The 21,029-nt window shown below is 75.5% G+C and carries 22 protein-coding genes; 15 read left to right on the top strand and 7 right to left on the bottom strand.

All coding sequences use genetic code 11. From position 1 onward, the window contains the following. The first annotated feature begins 36 nt into the window (after positions 1–36). Complete coding sequence (gene leuC / locus CNO22_RS02390) at positions 37–1,461, top strand: 3-isopropylmalate dehydratase large subunit (protein WP_100497759.1); 1,425 nt, start codon at positions 37–39, stop codon at positions 1,459–1,461. A gap of 23 nt (positions 1,462–1,484) precedes the next feature. Beyond that, on the top strand, positions 1,485–2,090 hold the full coding sequence (gene leuD, locus CNO22_RS02385; RefSeq protein WP_100497758.1) for a 3-isopropylmalate dehydratase small subunit: 606 nt from the start codon (positions 1,485–1,487) through the stop codon (positions 2,088–2,090). A 217-nt stretch (positions 2,091–2,307) separates the two neighbouring features. On the opposite strand, the gene CNO22_RS02380 is transcribed toward leuD, so the two are convergent. The 3 genes from CNO22_RS02380 to cofC are packed head-to-tail and all read right to left on the bottom strand — an operon-like array spanning position 2,308 to position 5,995. Beyond that, the gene (locus tag CNO22_RS02380; protein ID WP_100497757.1) at positions 2,308–3,255 is read right to left on the bottom strand and encodes an NUDIX hydrolase; all 948 of its coding nucleotides are present in this window, start codon (positions 3,253–3,255) and stop codon (positions 2,308–2,310) included. Next, positions 3,245–5,305 carry an RNA degradosome polyphosphate kinase gene (locus tag CNO22_RS02375; RefSeq protein ID WP_100497756.1) on the bottom strand — a complete coding sequence of 687 codons (2,061 nt, stop codon included), beginning with the start codon at positions 5,303–5,305 and terminating at the stop codon, positions 3,245–3,247. Before CNO22_RS02375 ends, CNO22_RS02380 begins: the two co-directional genes overlap by 11 nt. A 48-nt stretch (positions 5,306–5,353) precedes the next feature. Then, entirely contained in the window at positions 5,354–5,995 is a 642-nt protein-coding gene (cofC, locus tag CNO22_RS02370) for a 2-phospho-L-lactate guanylyltransferase (RefSeq protein ID WP_232806738.1), read from the bottom strand. 141 nt (positions 5,996–6,136) lie between these two features. Here cofC and CNO22_RS02365 point away from each other — a divergent pair, with 141 nt between their 5' ends. From CNO22_RS02365 to CNO22_RS02355, 3 genes are read left to right on the top strand one after another with little or no spacing between them, the layout of a single operon-like run. Next, positions 6,137–6,952, top strand: coding sequence for a lysophospholipid acyltransferase family protein (locus CNO22_RS02365; protein ID WP_100497754.1), 816 nt, complete (start codon positions 6,137–6,139; stop codon positions 6,950–6,952). Further along, a complete protein-coding gene (locus CNO22_RS02360; protein WP_100497753.1) occupies positions 6,949–7,959 on the top strand; it encodes an NAD(P)H-dependent glycerol-3-phosphate dehydrogenase in 1,011 nt (336 codons plus the stop codon). Before CNO22_RS02365 ends, CNO22_RS02360 begins: the two co-directional genes overlap by 4 nt. After that, positions 7,959–9,119, top strand: coding sequence for a cystathionine gamma-lyase (locus CNO22_RS02355; RefSeq protein WP_100497752.1), 1,161 nt, complete (start codon positions 7,959–7,961; stop codon positions 9,117–9,119). The genes CNO22_RS02360 and CNO22_RS02355 overlap by 1 nt, the downstream gene beginning before the upstream one ends. Before the next feature lie 6 nt (positions 9,120–9,125). Here the strand turns inward: CNO22_RS02355 and CNO22_RS02350 are convergent, their stop codons facing one another. Then, positions 9,126–9,878: a CDP-alcohol phosphatidyltransferase family protein gene (locus tag CNO22_RS02350; protein ID WP_100497751.1), complete on the bottom strand. Its 753-nt coding sequence runs from the start codon at positions 9,876–9,878 to the stop codon at positions 9,126–9,128. An 88-nt stretch (positions 9,879–9,966) separates the two neighbouring features. On the opposite strand from CNO22_RS02350, the gene CNO22_RS02345 reads away from it, so the two are divergent. Then, a complete protein-coding gene (locus CNO22_RS02345; RefSeq protein WP_100497750.1) occupies positions 9,967–11,115 on the top strand; it encodes a D-alanine--D-alanine ligase family protein in 1,149 nt (382 codons plus the stop codon). After that, the gene (locus CNO22_RS02340; RefSeq protein WP_100497749.1) at positions 11,112–11,762 is read left to right on the top strand and encodes a hypothetical protein; all 651 of its coding nucleotides are present in this window, start codon (positions 11,112–11,114) and stop codon (positions 11,760–11,762) included. Before CNO22_RS02345 ends, CNO22_RS02340 begins: the two co-directional genes overlap by 4 nt. Before the next feature lie 7 nt (positions 11,763–11,769). Here CNO22_RS02340 and CNO22_RS02335 read toward each other — a convergent pair whose 3' ends face one another. Continuing rightward, the gene (locus CNO22_RS02335) at positions 11,770–12,318 is read right to left on the bottom strand and encodes a DUF3515 domain-containing protein (protein WP_232806737.1); all 549 of its coding nucleotides are present in this window, start codon (positions 12,316–12,318) and stop codon (positions 11,770–11,772) included. 77 nt (positions 12,319–12,395) lie between these two features. Continuing rightward, the gene (locus CNO22_RS02330) at positions 12,396–12,629 is read right to left on the bottom strand and encodes an Lrp/AsnC ligand binding domain-containing protein (RefSeq protein WP_100497748.1); all 234 of its coding nucleotides are present in this window, start codon (positions 12,627–12,629) and stop codon (positions 12,396–12,398) included. 92 nt (positions 12,630–12,721) lie between these two features. Between CNO22_RS02330 and CNO22_RS02325 the strand changes: the two genes are divergently transcribed. The 3 genes from CNO22_RS02325 to CNO22_RS02315 are packed head-to-tail and all read left to right on the top strand — an operon-like array spanning position 12,722 to position 14,872. Further along, positions 12,722–13,756 (top strand): thiamine-phosphate kinase, encoded by a 1,035-nt coding sequence (locus CNO22_RS02325; RefSeq protein WP_232806736.1) that lies wholly within the window; start codon positions 12,722–12,724, stop codon positions 13,754–13,756. Beyond that, positions 13,740–14,243, top strand: a complete 504-nt coding sequence (locus tag CNO22_RS02320) for a GNAT family N-acetyltransferase (protein ID WP_100497747.1) — start codon at positions 13,740–13,742, stop codon at positions 14,241–14,243. Before CNO22_RS02325 ends, CNO22_RS02320 begins: the two co-directional genes overlap by 17 nt. Beyond that, positions 14,240–14,872 (top strand): cytidylate kinase-like family protein, encoded by a 633-nt coding sequence (locus CNO22_RS02315; RefSeq protein WP_100497746.1) that lies wholly within the window; start codon positions 14,240–14,242, stop codon positions 14,870–14,872. The genes CNO22_RS02320 and CNO22_RS02315 overlap by 4 nt, the downstream gene beginning before the upstream one ends. A 126-nt stretch (positions 14,873–14,998) precedes the next feature. On the opposite strand, the gene rpmB is transcribed toward CNO22_RS02315, so the two are convergent. Beyond that, positions 14,999–15,181 (bottom strand): 50S ribosomal protein L28, encoded by a 183-nt coding sequence (gene rpmB, locus CNO22_RS02310; RefSeq protein ID WP_446423268.1) that lies wholly within the window; start codon positions 15,179–15,181, stop codon positions 14,999–15,001. Positions 15,182–15,363: 182 nt separating this feature from the next. Between rpmB and CNO22_RS02305 the strand changes: the two genes are divergently transcribed. Genes CNO22_RS02305 through CNO22_RS02285 form a run of 5 tightly spaced genes read left to right on the top strand, consistent with a single transcriptional unit; the run spans position 15,364 to position 20,910 of the window. After that, a complete protein-coding gene (locus CNO22_RS02305; protein WP_100497745.1) occupies positions 15,364–16,977 on the top strand; it encodes a DAK2 domain-containing protein in 1,614 nt (537 codons plus the stop codon). Next, positions 16,977–19,160, top strand: a complete 2,184-nt coding sequence (gene recG / locus CNO22_RS02300; protein ID WP_100497787.1) for an ATP-dependent DNA helicase RecG — start codon at positions 16,977–16,979, stop codon at positions 19,158–19,160. The genes CNO22_RS02305 and recG overlap by 1 nt, the downstream gene beginning before the upstream one ends. Before the next feature lie 30 nt (positions 19,161–19,190). Continuing rightward, positions 19,191–19,745, top strand: coding sequence for a 16S rRNA (guanine(966)-N(2))-methyltransferase RsmD (rsmD, locus tag CNO22_RS02295; protein ID WP_100497744.1), 555 nt, complete (start codon positions 19,191–19,193; stop codon positions 19,743–19,745). Then, complete coding sequence (gene coaD, locus CNO22_RS02290) at positions 19,742–20,224, top strand: pantetheine-phosphate adenylyltransferase (RefSeq protein WP_100497743.1); 483 nt, start codon at positions 19,742–19,744, stop codon at positions 20,222–20,224. The genes rsmD and coaD overlap by 4 nt, the downstream gene beginning before the upstream one ends. Continuing rightward, positions 20,221–20,910 carry a hypothetical protein gene (locus CNO22_RS02285; protein WP_100497742.1) on the top strand — a complete coding sequence of 230 codons (690 nt, stop codon included), beginning with the start codon at positions 20,221–20,223 and terminating at the stop codon, positions 20,908–20,910. The genes coaD and CNO22_RS02285 overlap by 4 nt, the downstream gene beginning before the upstream one ends. The last annotated feature ends 119 nt before the right edge of the window (positions 20,911–21,029 follow it).

The raw sequence follows: 21,029 nt of genomic DNA, 5'->3' as shown, positions 1-21,029 counted from the left end.
ACACAGGAGCGAGCCCTGACCCGGGAGGGACCAGCCGTGCCGAAGACCCTGGCGGAGAAGGTCTACGACGCCCACGTCGTGCGCAGCGCCGCGGGCGAGCCGGACCTGCTCTACATCGACCTGCACCTCGTGCACGAGGTGACCAGCCCGCAGGCCTTCGACGGCCTCCGCGCCGCCGGCCGCACGGTCCGCCACCCCGAACTCACGATGGCGACCGAGGACCACAACGTCCCGACGCTGGAGATCCTCAAGCCCATCGCCGACCCGGTCAGCCGCGCGCAGGTCGAGGCGCTGCGCAGGAACGCCGCCGAGTTCGGCATCCGGCTGGCCCCCATGGGCGACCGCGACCAGGGCATCGTGCACGTCATCGGCCCCCAGCTCGGGCTGACCCAGCCGGGCATGACCATCGTCTGCGGCGACAGCCACACCTCCACGCACGGCGCGTTCGGCGCGCTGGCCTTCGGCATCGGCACCAGCGAGGTCGAGCACGTGCTGGCCACGCAGACCCTGCCGCAGTACCGGCCCAAGCAGATGGCCGTGACCGTCGAGGGCGTGCTGCCCGAGGGTGTCTCGTCGAAGGACGTCATCCTGGCCGTCATCGCGAAGATCGGCACCAACGGTGCCGCGGGCCACGTCATCGAGTACCGCGGCAGCGCCATCGAGGCGCTGTCGATGGAGGCCCGGATGACCATCTGCAACATGTCGATCGAGGCCGGCGCCCGCGCCGGGCTGATCGCCCCGGACCAGACCACCTTCGACTTCCTGCAGGGCCGCCCGCACGCCCCGCAGGGCGCCGACTGGGACGCCGCCGTCGAGTACTGGCAGACCCTGCGCACCGACGAGGGCGCCGTCTTCGACACCGAGGTCGTCATCGACGCCGCCGAGCTCGCGCCGTACGTCACCTGGGGCACCAACCCCGGCCAGGGCCTGCCGATCGCGGAGTCGGTGCCCGACCCGGCCGCGATCGCCGACGAGGGCGAGCGCCGCGCCGCCGAACAGGCGCTGGCCTACATGGGCCTGGAGCCCGGCACGCCGCTGCGCGAGATCAAGGTCGACACCGTCTTCCTCGGCTCGTGCACCAACGGCCGCATCGAGGACCTGCGCATCGCCGCCGAACTGCTGCGCGGCAGGCACATCGACCCGGACACCCGGATGCTCGTCGTCCCCGGGTCGGTCGGCGTCAAGCTGCAGGCCGAGGCCGAGGGCCTGGACCGGGTCTTCACCGAGGCCGGCGCCGAGTGGCGCGGCGCCGGGTGCTCGATGTGCCTGGGCATGAACCCCGACCAGCTGAAGCCGGGGGAGCGGTCGGCCTCGACCAGCAACCGCAACTTCCAAGGCCGGCAGGGCAAGGGCGGGCGCACCCACCTGGTGTCCCCGTCGGTCGCCGCGGCCACCGCGCTGACCGGGCGGCTCACCGCCCCCGCCGACCTGGCCGACGCCCCCGTCCCGGCCGTCGTCTGACTCGCACTGGAGCCCTGAGAGCCATGGACGCCTTCACCACGCACACCGGCACGGCCGCGCCGCTGCGCCGCAGCGCCGTCGACACCGACCAGATCATCCCGGCCGAGTACCTCAAGCGGATCACCCGCACCGGGTTCGAGGACGGCCTGTTCGTCGCCTGGCGGAAGAACGAGCCGGACTTCGTGCTCAACCAGCCGGAGTACGCCGATGCCTCGGTGCTCGTGGCCGGCCCCGACTTCGGCACCGGCTCCTCCCGCGAGCACGCCTGTTGGGCGCTGCTGGACGGCGGGTTCCGCGTGGTCATCAGCTCGCGGTTCGCCGACATCTTCAAGAACAACTCGACCAAGTCCGGGCTGCTCACCGTCGTCCTGCCGCAGGCCGAGGTGGAGGCGCTGTGGGCGGCGGTGGAGGCCGACCCCACCACGTCGGTGACCGTCGACCTGCAGGAGAAGCGGGTCACCTACGGCGAGTGCAGCGTGCCGTTCGAGGTCGACGACTACACCCGCTGGCGGCTGCTGGAGGGCCTCGACGACGTCGGGCTCACCGAGCGGCACCTGGACGACATCGAGGCCTTCGAGGCCCGTCGTCCGGCCTGGCTGCCCAAGGCGCTGCCGGCCCTGCCGGCCTGAGGTCGGGGCCGGGGTCCCCGTCGGCCACCTTCACCGTCCTCCAGGCCAGCCGGGGTCGGCCATTGCCGGCGTTGTCCGTGGATTGCCGGTGCTGCCGCGCCGGCAATCCACGAGAAACGCCGGCAATGCGCCGCCCGGCTCGCCAGGACGGCGGCACCGGCTGCCCGGCCAGGAAGGCGTGCTCGCTGGAGGACCGCGGGGCCGGCCCCGCGATCCGTCAGCGCAGACCGGTGAACGCAGGGTCCTCGGCGGCGTCGGCCGAGAAGTCCCGGTAGTAGTCCGCGGCCAGCGCGCCCGGCCGCCCGCCCAGCACCCAGGTGCTGCCCTTGGCGGCCGGCGGGTGCGGCGCACCGGTGGTGCCGGCGAAGCGGACGCCGAGGGCCGCCAGCACCGACGGGATCGCCCCGCCCTGGCTGCAGACGACGGCCACTCCCGGTTGCTCGCGCGGCTCCAGCAGCCGCTCGACGGCGGCCAGGGCCGCCTGCGGGTCGGCGGCGAACTCCTCCTCGCCGAGCTCGGGCAGCGGGCGGACGTCGAGACCGGTCCGCTCGGCCAGCGGCTCGAGGGTCTCCCGGCACCGGACCCGCTCGGCGGTCAGCAGCTCGACGGGGCCGAACAGCGGCAGCACCCGCGCCAGCCGCGCCGCCTGCCGGCGGCCCTTGCCGTCCAGCGGCCGCAGCTCGTCGGGGCCGTCCCAGTCGGACTTGCTGCCGGCCTTGGCGTGCCGGACCAGGAGCAGCGAGGGCTGCCGGGGGACGTCGGTGCGCGCCAGGTCGGCCAGCACGGCGCGGTCGTGCGCGTGGCTGACCAGCGCGCAGGCCTCCTCGACCGGCAGCCAGCGCAGCTCGTCGACCTCGTCGTTGGGCTCGAAGTCCCCGCCGACCACCCGCATCAGCCAGTAGTCGACCCGCTTGGGGCCCTCGGGCACCTCGTACTCGGTGCGCACGCTGCGCCGTCCCACGACGACGTCCAGCCCGGTCTCCTCGACCACCTCGCGCACCGCGGTCTCCAGCAGGTGCTCGCCCTCGTCGGGCTTGCCCTTGGGCAGCGACCAGTCGTCGTACCTCGGGCGGTGCACCAGCGCGGTCTCGATGCCGCCGCGGTCCGTCGGGCGCCACAGGGCGCCGCCGGCAGCGCGGACCAGACCGCCGGTCTCAGCCGGCATGGTCCACCGTCGCCGCCATGAGGGCGGCCTGGTAGTCGCGGTCGCCGGTGCGGGTCCAGGCACCGTCGCTGCTCAGCTCCCAGCAGCGCACCCCCTCGGCCATCGCCGCGTCGAAGGTGTGCTGCAGCTGCCGTTCGGCCGTGTCGTCGCACACCCGCAGGAGCACCTCGACGCGGCGGTCGAGGTTGCGGTGCATGAGGTCCGCGCTGCCGATCCACCACTCGCCCTCGCCGCCGCCGGCGAACCACATGGTCCGCGAGTGCTCCAGGAAGCGGCCGACGATCGAGCGCACCCGCACGTTCTCCGACAGACCGGGGACGCCGGGGCGCAGCGAGCAGATGCCGCGGATGAGCAGCTCGACCGGGACGCCGGCCGACGAGGCCTCGTAGAGGGCGTCGATCATCTCCTCGTCGACCAGCGAGTTCACCTTGATGCGGATGCCGGCCGGCCGGCCCTCGCGCGCGTGGCGGGCCTCCCGCCGGATCTTCTCCACCAGTCCGGGACGGACGCCGTGGGGCGCCACCATCAGCCGGCGGTAGGTGGTCTGCCGCGAGTAGCCGGTGAGGGTGTTGAACAGGTCGGTGAGGTCGGCGCCCACCCGCGGGTCGGCGGTGAGGATGCCGAGGTCCTCGTAGAGCCGCGCGGTCTTCGGGTTGTAGTTGCCCGTGCCGATGTGGCAGTAGCGGCGGATCACGCCGTTCTCCCGGCGCACCACCAGCGCGGTCTTGCAGTGCGTCTTGAGCCCCACCAGCCCGTAGACGACGTGGCAGCCGGCGCGCTCCAGCGAGCGGGCCCAGCTGATGTTGGCCTCCTCGTCGAAGCGCGCCTTGATCTCCACCAGGACGACGACCTGCTTGCCCGCCTCCGCGGCGTCGATGAGCGCGTTGACGATGGGGGAGTCGCCCGACGTGCGGTACAGCGTCTGCTTGATGGCCAGCACGTTCGGGTCGGCGGCCGCCTGCTCGATGAAGCGCTGCACGCTGGTCGCGAACGAGTGGTACGGGTGGTGGACGAGCACGTCGCCCTCCCGCAGCGTCGCGAAGACGCTCTTGGGTGTCTCCCCCTCGGACAGGCGCGGGTGGGTGGCCGGGACGAAGGGCTCGTCCTTCAGCTCCGGGCGGTCGAGTGCGTAGAGCTCCCAGAGCGCCGCGAGGTCGAGCAGGCCCGGCACGTGGACGACGTCGGACTTGTCCACCTCGAGCTCGGAGATCAGCACGCCGAGGATCTGCGGGTCCATCGGCTCGGCGACCTCCAGCCGCACCGCCGGCCCGAACCGGCGGCGGGCCAGCTCGCGCTCGAGGGCCTGCAGCAGGTCCTCGTCCCGGTCCTCCTCGACCTCCAGGTCGGCGTTGCGGGTGACCCGGAACAGGTGGTGATCGATGACGTCGAGGCCGGGGAACAGCGCCGGCAGGTGCGCGGCGATGAGGTCCTCGAGCGGCAGGAAGGTCGCCTCGGAGTCCGCGGCCCCGACCCGCACGAACCGCGGCACGTTGTTGGGCACCTTGAGCCGGGCGAAGCGCGGGGCGCCGGTGTCGGGGTCGCGCACCTGGACGGCGAGGTTGAGCGAGAGCCCGCTGATGTAGGGGAACGGGTGCGCCGGGTCGACCGCGAGCGGCGTCAGCACGGGGAAGACCTGGTCGCGGAAGTACTCCCGCAGCCGCTTGACCTCGGCGTCCCCCAGGTCGGGCCAGCGCACGATGCGGATCCCGGCCTCCTCGAGGCGCGGGGTGATGTCCTTGGTGAAGACGTCGGCGTGCCGGTGCACCAGGTCGCGGGTCCGCTCGGTGACCCGCGCCAGCTGCTCGCGGATGGTCAGCCCGTCGGGCGAGCGCACCGTGAGCCCGGTGCTCTGGCGGCGCTTCAGCCCGGCGATGCGGACCATGTAGAACTCGTCGAGGTTGCCGGCGAAGATCGCCAGGAACTTCACCCGCTCCAGCAGCGGCAGGGAGTCGTCCTCCGCCAGCTCGAGCACACGCGTGTTGAAGTCCAGCCACGACAGCTCGCGGTTGATGTACCGGTCGGCGGGGGCGCCGGGTCTGGTCGGGGGCACGAGCTCATCGTGCCGCAGTCCGGTGGCCGGTGGGTGACGGACAGGAGGTCAGCCGGGCGGCCGGGCGGCCCCGCCCAGCAGCGCCGCGGTGTGCGGGCCGACGCCCAGCGCGAGGGCGGCCTGCAGGTCGTCGGGCGTGTCGACGTCCCGCTGCAGACCCGGCCAGCCGCCGGTCAGCGGGACGGCTCCACCGGCCGCGTGCCGCTGCGCCGACCCGGCCCCGAAAGCGGGGGAGAGGTCGCTGCCGACGGCGGTGAGCAGCGTCGTCCCGGTGCCCTGCGCGTCGGGGACGAAGCAGCGCGCCGCGACCTCCGCCGCGGCGAGGGCGGCGGTCAGCTCCGCCGGGCGCAGGGCCGGCAGGTCGGAGGAGAGCGCGGCCACCGCGGCGGCGCCGGTGGCGCGGGCGCCGTGGGCGAGCGCCGGGTTGAGGCCGCGGTCCGGCTCGTCGGGCACCGTGCGGGCGCCCAGCCGGGTGACCGCACCGGCCGCTGCCGGGTCGTCGGTGACGACGAGGACGCCGGCGACGGCGGGCGAGGCCAGCGCGGCGGCGACGGTGTCGGCCAGCAGCGCCAGGACCAGCCGGTCGTGTGCCGCCGCCGGCGGGCCGTCCAGGTCCGCGGGCAGCGGCGCGAGGCGGGTCTTGGCCAGCGGGAGCCGCTTCGCCGGGACGACGACCGACCACGCGCGCACGACGACAATGTGAGCACACCGCCGCGGGGACGCCGAGCGGACCGACCGGACCCCGGTGCACCCGGCGGACCGGACCAGGCCACGATGGGTCTCTCAGGACGACCCCGGCCGCACCGCGGCCGGGCAGGAGGGGAGGAACCGGTGACGCAGGACGGGTCTCCGGACGCCGGGGTGTCGCGCCGTACCGCAGCCCCGCCGTCCCGGTGGCGCACCCGCAGGCCGCTCCCGCCGGCCCTGGTGTTCTGCGTCGCGGTCGTCTACCCGGTCACGGTGCTGCTGTTCCGGATGCGCTACCGGCACGCCGAGCGCTTCCCGCGCACGGGGCCGGTGCTCGTGGTGGCCAACCACGTGTCGGTGCTGGACCCGCTGGCCTGCGCCCGGCTGGTCTGGGACTGCGGGCGCGTGCCGCACTTCCTGGCCAAGGAGGCGGTCTTCGCCGGGCCGGCCGGGCGGATCCTGCGCGCCGCCGGGCAGATCCCGGTCGCCCGTGGCCGGGTCGACGCACGCTACTCGCTCACGGCCGCCGAGGCCGACCTCGCCGCCGGCAACGTCGTGGTCATCTACCCCGAGGGCTCGGTCACCCGCGACCCCGACTGGTGGCCCATGGAGGCCCGCACCGGGGTCGCCCGCCTCGCGCTGACCACCGACGCCGCCGTCCTGCCGGTGGCCCAGTGGGGACCGCAGCGGCTGCACGACTACCACACCAAGCAGCTGCACCTGCGGCTGCGCGCACCGGCCGACTACCTGGTCGGCGAGCCGGCGGACCTCACCGACCTGCGCGCGCAGGTGCGCGGGGGCCGGCCGATGACCGGGGAGCTGCTGCGCGAGGTCACCGACCGGATGATGGCCTGCGTGCGCGACCAGCTGGCCGAGCTCCGCGGGGAGCCGGCGCCCACCACGACCGCCCCCCACCCCCGGCGCACGCTCCCCGGGGACCTGCCCGGGAGCGCCGCGTGAGCCGCAGCGTCGGCACGCGGGCGGCCGTGCTGGGGGCCGGCTCGTGGGGGACCACCTTCGCCAAGGTGCTCGCCGACGCCGGCTGCGCGGTGGTGCTGCACGCCCGCCGCCCCGAGCTGGCGCACGCGATCGGCGAGACCCGGGAGAACCCCGACTACCTACCCGGCATCCGGCTGCCCGACCGGCTGCGCGCCACGGCCGACGCGGCCGAGGCCCTCGCCGACGCGGAGCTCGTGGTGCTCGCCGTCCCCTCCCAGTCGCTGCGGGAGAACCTCACCGAGTGGGCGCCGCTGCTGCCCCCCGACGGGGTGCTGCTCTCGCTGATGAAGGGCGTCGAGCTCGGCACCACCAAGCGGATGAGCCAGGTGATCGCCGAGGTCACCGGCGCCGGGCCCGACCGGGTCGCCGCGCTCTCGGGCCCCAACCTGGCCCGTGAGATCGCCGAGGAGCAGCCGGCCGCGACCGTGGTGGCCTGCGAGGACCACGACCGCGCGGCGCAGGTGCAGGCCGCCTGCCACACCCCCTACTTCCGCCCGTACACGAACCAGGACCTGGTGGGCTGCGAGCTCGGCGGCGCGGTGAAGAACGTCATCGCGCTGGCGTGCGGCATCACCGAGGGCATGGGCTTCGGCGACAACACCCGGGCCTCGCTGATCACCCGCGGGCTGGCCGAGACCGCCCGGCTGGGCGCGGCCCTGGGCGCCGAGCCGACCACGTTCGCGGGGCTGGCCGGGCTGGGCGACCTGGTGGCCACCTGCAGCTCCCCGCTGTCGCGCAACCGCACCTTCGGCGAGCGGCTGGGCCGCGGCATGTCGGTGGAGGAGGTGCAGCGGACCACCCGGCAGGTCGCCGAGGGGGTGAAGAGCTGCCGGCCGGTGCTGGACCTGGCCGGGGCCCACGGGGTCGACATGCCGCTCACCGAGGCCGTCGTCCGGGTGTGCCACGACGGCGTCCCGGTGACACAGATCGTGAAGGACATCATGTCCAGGGAGGCGAAGCCGGAGTGATGGGGTCGATCGAGGGCGGGGCCCGAGTGGGCGACGCGACCTGGGGGGACGGCACCCGCGCGGTCCGCGCCGGCGAGGACGCCCCCGTGCCGGGCGCGCCGCTGCGGCCCTCGCCGGTCTTCGCCGCCCCGTACCACCTGGGCGACCGCCCGCCCCGTGCGGACGGCACCGACGCCTACGCGCGCACCGAGCACCCCACGCTGCGGGTCTTCGAGGCGGCGGTCGGCGAGCTCGACGGCGGCCGGTGCCTGTCCTTCGCCACCGGCATGGCCGCGATCAGCGCGGCGGTGCTCGCCGTGGTCCGCGCCGGCGACCGCGTCGTGCTGCCCTCGGACGGCTACTACACGACCCGGCTGCTGGCCCGCGACGAGCTCGAGCGCTACGGCGTGACCGTCGAGTACGTGCCCACGCCGGAGATCGGTGCGGTGGCCGCCCGCGGCGACCTCGACGGCGCCGCGCTGGTGCTGCTCGAGACGCCGAGCAACCCGCAGCTCGACGTCTGCGACATCGCCGCCGTCGCCCGCGCGACCCGTGCCGCCGGGGCGGTGCTCGCCGTCGACAACACCACCGCCACCCCGCTGGGCCAGCGGCCGCTGGAACTCGGCGCCGACCTCACCGTCGGCAGCGACACCAAGGCGCTGACCGGGCACAGCGACCTGCTGCTCGGCCACGTCAGCACGGGCGACGACGAGCTGTACGCCCGGCTGAAGTCCTTCCGCGACCACACCGGCGGCACGCCCGGCCCCTTCGAGGCGTGGCTCGGGCACCGCTCGATGAGCACGCTGGACCTGCGCCTGGCCCGCCAGGCGGCCACCGCGGGGGCGGTCGCCGACCTGCTCGCGGCGCACCCGGCGGTCAGCGGCGTCCGCTGGCCGTGGCGGCCCGGCGACCCCTCCCACGACCTCGCCACCCGGCAGATGCTGCGCCCCAACGGTGTCGTCTCCGCCGAGCTGCCCGACGCCGCGGCGGTGGCCCGGGTGCTGGGCGCCAGCCGGCTCTGGACGGCGGCCACCAGCTTCGGCGGGGTGCACAGCACCCTGGACCGGCGGGCCCAGTGGGGCGGGGACGCCGTCCCCGAGGGGTTCGTGCGGCTGTCCTGCGGCATCGAGGACACCGCCGACCTGGTCGCCGACCTCGCCGCCGCCCTCGACGCCGTCTGAGCCGGCTCAGACGGCCGCGGCGAGCTCTCCACGCCGGCGGTGGGCCGCCCGCGCGGTCAGCCACAGGCTCACCGCGACGTAGTACCCGAGGTAGGCCAGCGACAGCGCCACCACGACCGGGTGCGGGTCGGGCACCTGCAGCAGCAGGACCGCGTAGGTGACCAGCCAGAGCGCCGTCAGTGCCAGGCTCAGCCCGCGCAGCGCCGTCGTCCGCGACGGGTAGAGGTAGCGCACCGGCACGAACACCAGCACCGAGCACACGACGAGCACGGTGGCGACCACCGCCGGGTCCAGGTCGAGGACGATGGCGTAGAAGGCGACCACGTTCCAGTAGCTCGGGAAGCCGAGGAAGGCGTGGTCCTCGGTCTTCGCGTCGACCCGGCAGAACTGGTAGCAGGAGGCCAGCAGCGGCAGCGCCGCCACGACCGACCCCGCCGCGCCGCCGGGTAGCAACCCGGTCGTCCACAGCAGCACGACCGGCGCGAAGGCGTAGGTGAGGTAGTCGACGATGTCGTCGAGCCGGGCGCCGTCGAACCAGGGGATCGTCTCCTTGACCCGCAGCCGGCGGGCCAGCATCCCGTCGGTGCCGTCGACGACGAGGGCGACCAGACCCAGCCACAGGGCGGCCACCGCGTCGCCGTCGAACGCGGCCAGCACGATGAGCAGCCCGAGCACCGAGCCGATCGCGGTGTAGAGGTGGACGGCGGCCCCGGCCAGGCGCAGCCTGCGCGAGGGCGTCGCCGATCCGGCTGCGTTCATCGGAGCGAGGTTCCCACACCCGGGCGCGGCAGGTCCGCCCTGCCCGTCGTCCGGGCGCGACGGATGTCCTCCACTAGGGTCGGCCGCGATGAGCGGACAGGCGGGCAAGCGGCGGATCGCGGTCGTCTTCGGCGGTCGCAGCGCGGAACACCCCATCTCCTGCGTCTCCGCCGGGGCCGTCCTCGCGGCGCTGGACCCCGACCGGTACGACGTCGTCCCCGTGGGCATCACCCGCGACGGCGGGTGGGTGCTGACCGACCCGGGGCAGCGGCTGGCGATCGTCGACGGCGAGCTCCCGGAGGTGGCCGGTGGGACGCCGGTGACGCTGGTGGGCGACCCGAGTGGCCGCGGCCTGCAGCGCCTGGACGGCACGGGGGAGCGGATCGCCCTGGACGTCGTCTTCCCGGTGCTGCACGGCGCCTACGGCGAGGACGGCACCATCCAGGGGCTGCTGGAGATGAGCGGCATCCCCTACGTGGGCTCGGGCGTCTTCGCCAGCGCGGCGTCGATGGACAAGGAGTTCACCAAGAAGCTGCTCACCGCCGCCGGGCTGTCCCAGGGCGACCACGTGGTGCTGCGCGACGACTCCGGGGCGCTGTCGGCCGACCCCGACGTGCTCGACGCCGCCACCCGCGAGCGCCTGGGCCTGCCGGTGTTCGTCAAGCCCTCGCGGGCCGGCTCCAGCATCGGCATCACCAAGGTCACCGACTGGGTGCAGTTCCCCGAGGCCGTCGCCACCGCCGCCGCGGTCGACGCCAAGGTGGTCGTCGAGGCCGCCGTCCCGGGCCGGGAGGTCGAGTGCGGCGTCCTGGCCAGGCCCGGCGGCGGGCTGCCGCAGGCGAGCCTGCCGGCCGAGATCCGGCTGCACCCGGGCACCGACTGGTACGACTTCGCCGCCAAGTACCTCGACGACGCCGCGGACTTCGACGTCCCCGCCGACCTCACCCCCGAGCAGACCCGGGCGGTGCAGGAGGCGGCCTGCCGCGCGTACCTCGCGATGGACTGCCGCGGCCTGGCGCGGGTCGACTTCTTCCTCGGCACCGGCCCGGACGGCGCCGAGCGGCTGGTGGTCAACGAGGTGAACACCATGCCGGGGTTCACGCCGATCTCGATGTACCCACGGATGTGGGCGGCCTCCGGCGTCGACTTCACCACGCTGGTCGACCGGCTGGTCGAGGTCGCGCTGACCGACGCACGGACCGCGACCGACCCGGCGCTGGACGGCAGCCGGGCGTGAGCCCGGTGGCGGTGGTCCGGCGCGGCGGGCTGGCGCTGCTGCTGGCCCTGCTGACCGGCTGCGCCGCCTCGACGGACGGCGACGCGTCCGCCGCACCGACCGCGGCGACACCGGCCACGCCGGAGGAGCTCGAGGCCCTCGTCGTCCCCGACGTGCCCTCCGGCCTGCCGCGCGTGCCCGACGACGCGCTCACGCCGCCCGCGGGGGAGAAGTGGGTCGAGGACGTCGCCGGCTACGCCGAGGACGCCGCCCGCGAGCGCGAGGTCCTCGACGACTACGGCTACCGCTTCGGCTGGGAGCGCTACTGGGGCTCCGCCGGGTCCGGGCCGCTGACCGCCGTCGCCGCCCACCAGTTCGAGACGGCCGACGGCGCCGCCGCGTTCACCGCGGACCTGGCCGCGCACGAGGCCGAGGTCTACGGCGGCCTGCTGCGGGAGGACCCGCCGGACCTGCCCCCGGGGTGCCGGCTGCTGCAGCTCGACGAGGGCGCCCCCACGGCCGGGGTGACCGCGCCGGCCGCCTTCGCCTGGTGCGCGCGCGGGGCGTTCAGCCTGGCGGTCACCGCCGTCTCCGGGTCGGTGCAGGCGGCGACCGAGGAGGTGCGGGCGGTCGTGGCCGCCCAGCTGGAGCGGCTGCCGTCCCCCTGAGGACGGCTCAGCCGCCGGCGTCGACCGGCTGGACGGGGAGCGTCCCGGTGATGACCGGGCCGAGCGCGGCGACCGGTGCGGAGTCGGTGTCGGCGGAGACGGTGACCCGGACGTAGACCGGCCGGTCGACGGCGGTCCAGACGATGTCGTCCGGGTCGCTGGTGTCCACGAGCCAGTCGACGCCGTTGACCGTGATCAGCGGGGACGTCGGCTCGAGCGCGGCGGGCCGCTCGACGCCGCAGACCAGCACGACCGGCGGCTCGCCCCAGGCGTAGGCGTACGGGGAGTCCGACTGGACGGGGCGCGACTGCTCGCCGGCCAGTTCCAGCGGCAGGGCGCCCATGAGCGCCGGGCAGTTGGCGTCGGCCTCCGGGGTCACCGGCGGCACTTCGACCGGCAACGGCGGCAGGTCGGCCCGCTCGGGCACCGGCGTGCCGTCGACCTCGGCGACCGCGTCGTCGGATCTGTCGTCGGCGTCCTCCCCACCGAGGACGCGGCTGAGCACCAGCAGCACGACCACCAGCGGCAGGACGACGGCGGTGACGACCAGCGCCACCCACCGCAGCGGGTCGTCGGGCCGGGACGGCCGCGCCGGCTGCCCGGGCTCCGGGGTGGGGTTCTCGGTCAGGGCGCTCAGATGTTGACGACGGGGCAGGTCAGCGTGCGGGTGATGCCGTCGACCGACTGCACCCGGGCGACCACGAGCCGGCCGAGCTCGTCGACGGTCTCGGCCTCGGCCCGGACGATCACGTCGTAGGGGCCCGTGACGTCCTCCGCCTTGGTGACACCCGCGATCTCGTTGATGGTCGATGCCACCTGGGCGGCCTTGCCGACTTCGGTCTGGATGAGGATGTAGGCGTGGACCACGGGAGACCTTTCCTCGGGCGGCGCTGCTGGTGCGGCGTCCGCGCCGGTGGGCGGACAGTTGGGCAACCTACCGCAGCGAGCTGGAGGAGCCGGTGACTCGTCCCCGTCCGCTGGTCCCGCGCGACGACCCCGCCGACAGCGTGCGGGTCGTCGGTGAGTTCGGCGTGATCGCCCGCGTGCTGGCGCGCTCCGGTACCGCCCGGGTCGCCGAGGTCGGGCCCGGCGACGACGCGGCCGTGCTGCGGGTGCCCGACGGGCGCGTGGTCGCCACCACCGACGTCCTGGTGGAGGGCCGGCACTTCCGGCGCGACTGGTCGTCGGCCGAGGACGTCGGGCACAAGGCGGCCGCGGCCAACCTCGCCGACGTGGCCGCCATGGGCGGGGTGACGACCGCGCTGCTGGTCGGGCTGGCCTGCCCGCCGGACACCCCGACGACGTGGCTGGAGGGGGTGGCCGCCGGGCTGGCGGAGGAGTGCGCGCCGCTGGGGGCGGCCGTCGTCGGCGGCGACACGGTGTCGGCGGCTCCCGACAGCGGCGCCGTCGTCCTGTCGGTGACCGCGCTGGGCGACCTGGGCGGGCGGGCGCCGGTGCTGCGCTCGGGGGCCCGGCCCGGCGACGTGCTCGCCTTGGCCGGCCGGCTGGGCTGGTCGGCGTGCGGCCTGGCCGTGCTGCGGCGCGGGTTCACCAGCCCGCACGCCGCGGTGGCCGCGCACCGCCGCCCGGAGCCGCCGTACGCGGCCGGACCGGCTGCCGCCGAGGCCGGCGCGACGGCGATGTGCGACGTCAGCGACGGGCTGCTCGCCGACGCCGGGCATCTCGCCGAGGAGAGCGGCGTGCTCGTCGACGTCGACCGGGCCGCGTTGGTCCGGGCGACCCTCGAGCGGCCCGGCCCGCTGCAGCAGGTCGCGGCCGCCCTCGGCGGGGACCCGATGGCCTGGGTGCTCACCGGCGGGGAGGACCACGCGCTGCTCGCCACCTTCCCGGCCGGGGCCGACCTGCCGGAGGGCTGGGCGCCGATCGGTGTCGTGCGCGAGGGGGAACCCGGCGTGCGGGTGGACGGCGAGCCGGCCGAGGCGGTCGCCGCGGCCGTCGGGGCGGAGGGGACCGGGCATGCGCACTTCCGCTGAGGTCCGGCTGGCCGACGGCCGCCCGGTCGTGCTGCGGGCGGTGCCCTACGACGACCCGCTGGCCCGCCAGCTCGTCGGTCGCGTGCAGCAGGAGTACGTGACCCGCTACGGCGGCCCCGACGAGGCCGTCGTCGACCCGGCCGAGTTCGAGCCCCCGGTGGGGCTGTTCCTCGTCGCCGAGGTGGACGGCGTCCCCGCCGCGTGCGGGGCCTGGCGGGTGCACGCCCCCGGCGTGGCCGAGGTCAAGCGGGTCTACGTGGAGCCGGCGTTCCGGCGGCAGGGGCTCGCCCAGCTCGTCATGGCGGCCCTCGAGGAGAGCGCCGCCGCGGCCGGCTCCCGCTCGGTGGTGCTCAACTCCGGTTCGCGGCAGCCCGAGGCACTGGCGCTGTACGCCGCGCTGGGCTACACCCCCGTTGCCGGGTACGGCGTGTACGCCGACGCCCTCGGGGCGGTGTTCCTGGGCAGGCGGCTGGAGGACGAGCGGTGAGCGGAGCCGGTGTGGTGACGATCTCGGCCGCCTACGGCGCCGGCGGTGACCAGGTCGGGCCCGCCGTCGCCGCGCGGCTGGGCCTGGTCTTCCACGACCGCGCCATCCCCGCCCAGGTGGCCGGCCGGCTCGGCGTCCCGCTGGCCGAGGCGGAGGCGAACGACGAGAACGTCGCGCGCGGGCTGTGGCGGATCGTCGCCTCGCTGGGCACCATGCCCGACCCGATGGGCGGCGTCGTCCCGGTGACCGAGCAGCTCGACGAGCGGACGTTCCGCCTGCAGACCGAGCGCGTGGTGCGCGAGATCGCCGACGGGCCGGGTGGCGTGGTGCTCGGGCGGGCCGCCGCGGTGGTGCTCGGCGACCGTCCGACCGCGCTGCACGTCCGTCTGGACGGCCCTGTGGAGCGGCGGCTGGAACTGGCGGTGGCGCGCACCGGCCGCCCGTACGAGGAGGTGCGTCGGGAGCAGCGGGCCAACGACGCGGCCCGGGAGGGGTACGTGCGGCGGAACTACCGCGTCGACCCGGCGTTCCCGCGCAGCTACCACCTGGTCATCGACAGCACGGCTCTGCCGCTGCAGACGGTGGTCGACCTGGTGGTGGACGCCGCCCGCGCCCGCGGCATCGGCTGAGTCGCCCCTTCCGGCGAGATCGGCGATCTCGCCGAGGAAGGAGCGGGAGCTCGGCCGGCCCCACGAACGTGACGGAGCCCGGAGGTCCGAGGACCTCCGGGCTCCGTCCAGCCGGTTCGGCGACCGCTAGCCGCGCACGACCTTGCCCGCGCGGATGCACGAGGTGCAGGCGTTGATGCGGCGACGGTTGCCGGGGGCGACGAGCGCCCGCACGGACTGGATGTTCGGGTTCCAACGGCGCGGCGTCCGCCGGTGCGAGTGCGACACCGACATACCGAAACCGGGCCCCTTGCCACAGACATCGCACACGGCAGCCACGGTGGATCACTCCCAGAGATTCGTTCACGGACGGCGGCACGCCGACGCGCCCGCACACAGACCAACGGAGAGTCTAACCGGTCTCCGGCGCGGACGTCGCCGAGGTCCCCGGGACGGCGCCCACGGCCGGTCGCGTACCCGGTGCTGTCGGTCCGCGTGGGTACCCTCCGGCCGTGCTGCCGGCGCTCGACGACGCCGCGGTCGGCCAGTGGTGCCGGGCCGCGGTCGCCGCCCTGTCCGCAGCCCGCGGCCGCATCGACGACCTCAACGTCTTCCCCGTCCCGGACGGCGACACCGGCACCAACCTGCTCGCCACCGCCGAGGCCGCCCTCGCGGCGCTCGAGGAGGCCGGCGAGGACCGTCACGAGCCCGCCTGGGCGCTGCTGGCCCGCGGCGCGGTCCTGGGCGCCCGCGGCAACTCCGGCACGATCCTGGCCCAGCTCTGGCGCGGGCTGGCCGACCAGCTCGCCGGGCAGCCGCCGGCCGACGGGCCGACGCTCGCCACGGCCCTGCAGAAGGCCGCCGACACCGCCTACGGCGCGGTCGCCGACCCCGAGGAGGGGACGTTCCTCACGGTCGCCCGGGCCGGCGCCGAGGCGGCGGTCGCCGCGGTCGCCTCCGGGCGCACCGCCCTGGGCGAGGTCGTGCGCGCCGCGGCCGACGGCGCCCGTGCGGCCCTCGAGGCGACCCCGGGGCAGCTGGCCGTGCTCCGCGACGCCGGCGTGGTGGACGCCGGGGGAGCGGGGCTGTGCCTGGTCCTCGACGCGCTGGTGACCACGGTGACCGGCGTCGAGCCCGACCGCCCGTCGCTGGCCCGCCGGTCCGAGCGCGGGCACCACGGCCACGGCCACGGCGATCTGCCGCACCAGCCGCCCGCCGGGCCGGGCAGCGAGGTGCAGTACCTGCTGGCCGACAGCGACGAGGCCGCCGTCGCGCGGCTGCACGAGCGGCTGGCCGCCCTCGGCGACAGCCTGGTGGTCGTCGGCGTCGACACCCCCGGCGGGCGCGAGTGGAACGTGCACGTGCACGTCGCCGACGTCGGCGCCGCGATCGAGGCCGGCATCGAGGCCGGCCGGCCGTACCGCATCTCGGTGACCCCGCTGGCCCCGGTGCGGTCGCCGGCGCCCGCGCCCGACACGCGGGCGGTCGTGGCGATCGTCCCCGACGGCGGGCTGGCCGAGCTGTTCCGCGACGAGGGCGCCACCGTCGTCGGCTGCGGGCCCGACGGCGTGAGGGAGGACGACGTGCTCGCCGCCGTGCTGGGGTCCGGCGCGGCCGGCATCGTCGTGCTGCCCAACGACCCGACGCTCACGGCGCCGGCCTCCCGTGCCGCGGAGCGTGCCCGCGAGGAGGGCCGCGACGTCGCCGTCGTCCCCACCCGCTCGCCGGTGCAGGGCCTGGCCGCGCTGGCCGTCGCCGACCCGACCCGACGCTTCGGGGACGACGTCATCACCATGGCCGAGGCAGCCGCGGCGACCCGTTGGGCCGAGCTCACCGTCGCCGAGCAGGAGGCGCTGACCAGCGCCGGCCGCTGCGCCCCCGGTGACGTGCTCGGCTCCGCGGAGGGCGACGTCCTGCTCATCGGCGCGGAGCCGGTCGCGGTCGCCTGCGAGCTGCTCGACCGCATGCTGTCGGCCGGCGGGGAGCTGGTCACCCTCGTGGTGGGCCAGGACGCCGACCTCGCCGACGCCGTCTGCGCGCACCTCGCCAGCGGGTACCCGACCGTCGAGGTCACCCGCTACGCCGGCGCGCCCGAGGGGGTCCCGCTGCAGGTGGGGGTGGAGTGATGGCGGTGGAGATGACGACCCGGCTGGACCGGGTCCTCGGTGCGAAGACCGCGAAGGCGATGGCGGAGTCGCTGGGCCTGCACACCGTGCGCGACCTGCTGCGGCACTACCCGCACCGCTACGCCAAGCGCGGGGAGATGACCCGCCTCGACGACCTGCAGGTCGGCGACCGGGTGACCGTGCTGGCCCAGGTCCGATCGGTCGACAGCCGCCGGATGCGGCAGAAGCGCGGCACCCTCACCGAGGTCACCGTCGGCGACGGCGCCGGGACGATGAAGCTGGTCTTCTTCAACCACCGGCACGCGCGCCTGGTGCCCGGCGCCTGGGGGCTGTTCGCCGGCACGGTGAGCGAGTACCGCAGCAGGCTGCAGTTCGCCCATCCCGACTGCCACCTCATGACCGGGGACGACGAGGACGTGGACTGGGCCCGCGCGCTCATCCCGATCTACCCGGCCAGCAAGGAGGTCTCCAGCTGGGTGATCCAGCGCTCGCTGCGGCTGCTGCTCGACGCCTCCGGCGGCTTCGGGTTCGTCCAGGACCCGCTGCCCGAGGACCTGCGCACCCGGCTCGGGCTGCCGAGCCTGCCCGCCGCGCTGCTGGACATCCACCGGCCGACCTCCGACGACGACGTCGAGCGCGCCGAGTACCGGCTCAAGTGGGACGAGGCGCTCACCCTCCAGCTGACCCTCGCGGCCCGTCGCCGCGCCGCCGCGCTCGAGCCCGGCGTCGCCCGGCCCCGGCGGGCCGGCGGTCTGCTGGACGCCGTCGACGCCGCCCTGCCCTTCGCGCTCACCGAGGGCCAGCGCGAGGTGGGCGAGGAGCTGGCCGCCGAACTGGCCCGCGAGCAGCCCATGCACCGGCTGCTGCAGGGCGAGGTCGGCGCCGGCAAGACCGTCGTCGCGCTGCGGGCCATGGCCCAGGTCGTCGACGCCGGAGGGCAGGCCGCCCTGCTCGCCCCCACCGAGGTGCTCGCCGCCCAGCACGCGCGCAGCATCAGCGCGATGCTCGGGCCGCTGGGCCGCGCCGGCGAGCTGGACGGCGACCCGGCCGGCACCCGCGTCGTGCTGCTCACCGGTTCGCAGAAGGCCGCTGCCCGGCGGGAGGGGCGTGCCGCGGTCGCCGACGGCAGCGCCGGGATCGTCGTCGGCACGCACGCGCTGCTGCAGGCGGGCGTGGACTTCGCCGACCTCGGCCTGGTCGTCGTCGACGAGCAGCACCGCTTCGGGGTCGAGCAGCGCGACGCGCTGCGGGCCAAGGGCAACCGGCCCCCGCACGTGCTGGTCATGACCGCCACGCCGATCCCGCGCACGGTCGCGATGACCGTCTACGGCGACCTGGAGACCTCCACGCTGCGCCAGCTGCCCGGCGGGCGCGGCGGCGTGGCCAGCTCGGTGGTCCCCGTCCGGGCCAAGCCGGCCTGGCTCGACCGCGCCTGGGAGCGGCTGCGCGAGGAGGTCGCCGCCGGCCGTCAGGCCTACGTCGTCTGCCCGCGCATCGGTGAGGACGCCGGCAGCGAGGAGGAGCCCGACGACGCCGACGGCGCCCCGGCCGAGGAGGGGACGGGCCGCCGCCCGCCGCTGGCCGTCCTCGACGTCGCCGAGGAGCTGCGCGCCGGGCCGCTGGCCGGGCTGCGCCTGGAGGTCCTGCACGGCCGGATGACCCCCGAGGACAAGGAGGCGCGGATGCGCGCCTTCGCGGCCGGCGAGGTCGACGTCCTGGTCGCCACCACCGTCGTCGAGGTCGGCGTCGACGTGCCCAACGCCACCGTGATGGTCGTCATGGACGCCGACCGCTTCGGCGTCAGCCAGCTGCACCAGCTGCGCGGCCGGGTCGCCCGGGGCAGGCACCAGGGGCTGTGCCTGCTGGTCTCCGAGGCGTCCACCACCTCGGCCACCGGGCAGCGGCTGGCCGCGGTCGCCGGCACCTCCGACGGCTTCCAGCTGGCCCGCCTGGACCTGGAGACCCGCCGCGAGGGTGACGTGCTCGGGGCCGCGCAGTCCGGCCGCCGCTCGGGCATCAAGCTGCTGTCGCTGCTGGAGGACGAGCAGCTCATCGCCGAGGCGCGCGCCGAGGCCACCGCCCTGCTGGAGACCGACCGGGGCCTCGCCGACTTCCCGGGCCTGGCGATGGAGGTGGCCGCGCTGGCCACCGACGAGCGCGCCACGTACCTGGAGAAGGCATGACCCTGGAGAAGGCATGACCCTCGAGTTGGCATGACCCGGATCGTCTCGGGCGTCGCCGGCGGACGGCGGCTCAAGGTGCCGCCCTCGGGCGTGCGGCCCACCGGCGACCGTGCCCGCGAGGGGCTGTTCAACAGCCTCTCGACGCTGACCGACCTCGAGGGCGCCAGCGTCCTGGACCTCTACGCCGGCTCCGGCGCCCTCGGTCTCGAGGCGCTCAGCCGCGGCGCGGCCCAGGTGGTGTTCGTCGAGAACGGCCCGCGGGTGCTGCCGGTGCTGCGCGCGAACATCGACGCGGTGGGCCTGCCCGGCGCACGGGTGGTGTCCGGTTCGGTGCCCACCGTCGTCGCCGGGCCGCCGCCGGCCCGCTTCGACGTCGTGCTCGCCGACCCGCCCTACGCCACGCCGCTGCCCGAGGTCCTCGGGGTGCTCGAGGCGCTGGTCACGGGGGAGTGGCTGGCCGAGGACGCCCTGGTCGTCGTCGAGCGCTCCAGCCGCGAGGCGCCCTTCGAGTGGCCGACACCCCTGCGCGGACTGCGCGAGCGCCGCTACGGCGAGGCCGTGCTCCGGTACGGTCGCTGTCCGTGAGGCGAGCGGTCTGCCCCGGGTCGTTCGACCCCGTGACGAACGGACACGTCGACGTCATCACCCGGGCGGCGGCGCTGTACGACGAACTCGTCGTCGCCGTCCTGGTCAACCCCGGCAAGGCGGGGCTGTTCAGCGTCGACGAGCGCATGGCCCTGTTGCGCGAGGCGGTCGCCGACGTGCCCAACGTGACCGTCGACAGCTTCCAGGGCCTGCTCGTCGACTACTGCCGCACCAACGACATCCCGGTGATCGTCAAGGGGCTGCGCGCGGTCAGCGACTTCGAGTACGAGCTGCAGATGGCGCAGATGAACCGGGAGCTGGCCGGCGTGGAGACGCTCTTCGTGCCCACCGCCCCGCAGGTCGGCCACCTCTCCTCCAGCCTGGTGAAGCAGATCGCCACCTTCGGCGGTGACGTCTCGGCGCTGGTCCCCAAGGCCGTGCACGAACGGCTCGCCGCGCAGCGGGAGCAGGGCGCATGACGGAGGTCGTCTACCGGCTCTACGAGACCGTCGACGAGCTGAGCAGCGTCATCGAGAACGCCCGTAGCGTGCCGATGTCCGGCGGCTCGTGCATGGTGCCCCGCGACATCCTGCTCGACCTGCTCGACGACCTCCGGGAGAACCTGCCCGTCGAGGTGCACAAGGCCGGCGCGATCGTCGAGCAGCGCACCGAGATCCTCCAGCAGGCGCAGGCCGAGGCCGAGCGGCTGACCGGCCGCACCCGCAGCGAGACCGAGCAGGTCGTCGGCGCGGCCCGGCGGCAGCGCGAGGAGATCCTCGGCACGGCCCGCCGGCAGCGCGACGACCTGCTCGCCCGCGCCCAGGCCGAGGCCGAGGACCTGCTCGCCCGGGCCGAGGAGGAGGCCGAGCAGATCGTCGAGGAGGCCCGCCGGCACCGCGAGGCGCTCATCGCCGACGCGCAGGCCCAGCAGGCGGAGATCTTGGCGGCCGCGCAGGCCGAGCACGAGCGGCTCATCAGCGAGACCGAGGTCTACCGGGGCGCGGTCGACCGGGCCGACGAGCTCGGCGCCCAGACCGCGGCGGACGTCGCCCGGATGCGCACCGAGGTCGACGAGTACGTCGACACCCGGCTGGCCGACTTCGGCGGCACCCTCGAGCGGATGCTGCGCTCGGTCGAGAAGGCGCGGGCCAGCCTCCGCGAGTAAGAGCAAGAGGACCCCCTGCCCCCCACGGCTCGCAAGCTCGCCGCGGGCCCCTGCAGGGGGCCGGGGGGCCTGACGCGGGGCCGTTCCAGACCGTCACCACGCTCAGGGCGGGGCCGGCG

This window comes from Geodermatophilus chilensis (assembly GCF_002802985.1).
GTDB lineage: Bacteria > Actinomycetota > Actinomycetes > Mycobacteriales > Geodermatophilaceae > Geodermatophilus > Geodermatophilus chilensis.
This window is presented reverse-complemented; position numbering and strand designations above follow the sequence as displayed.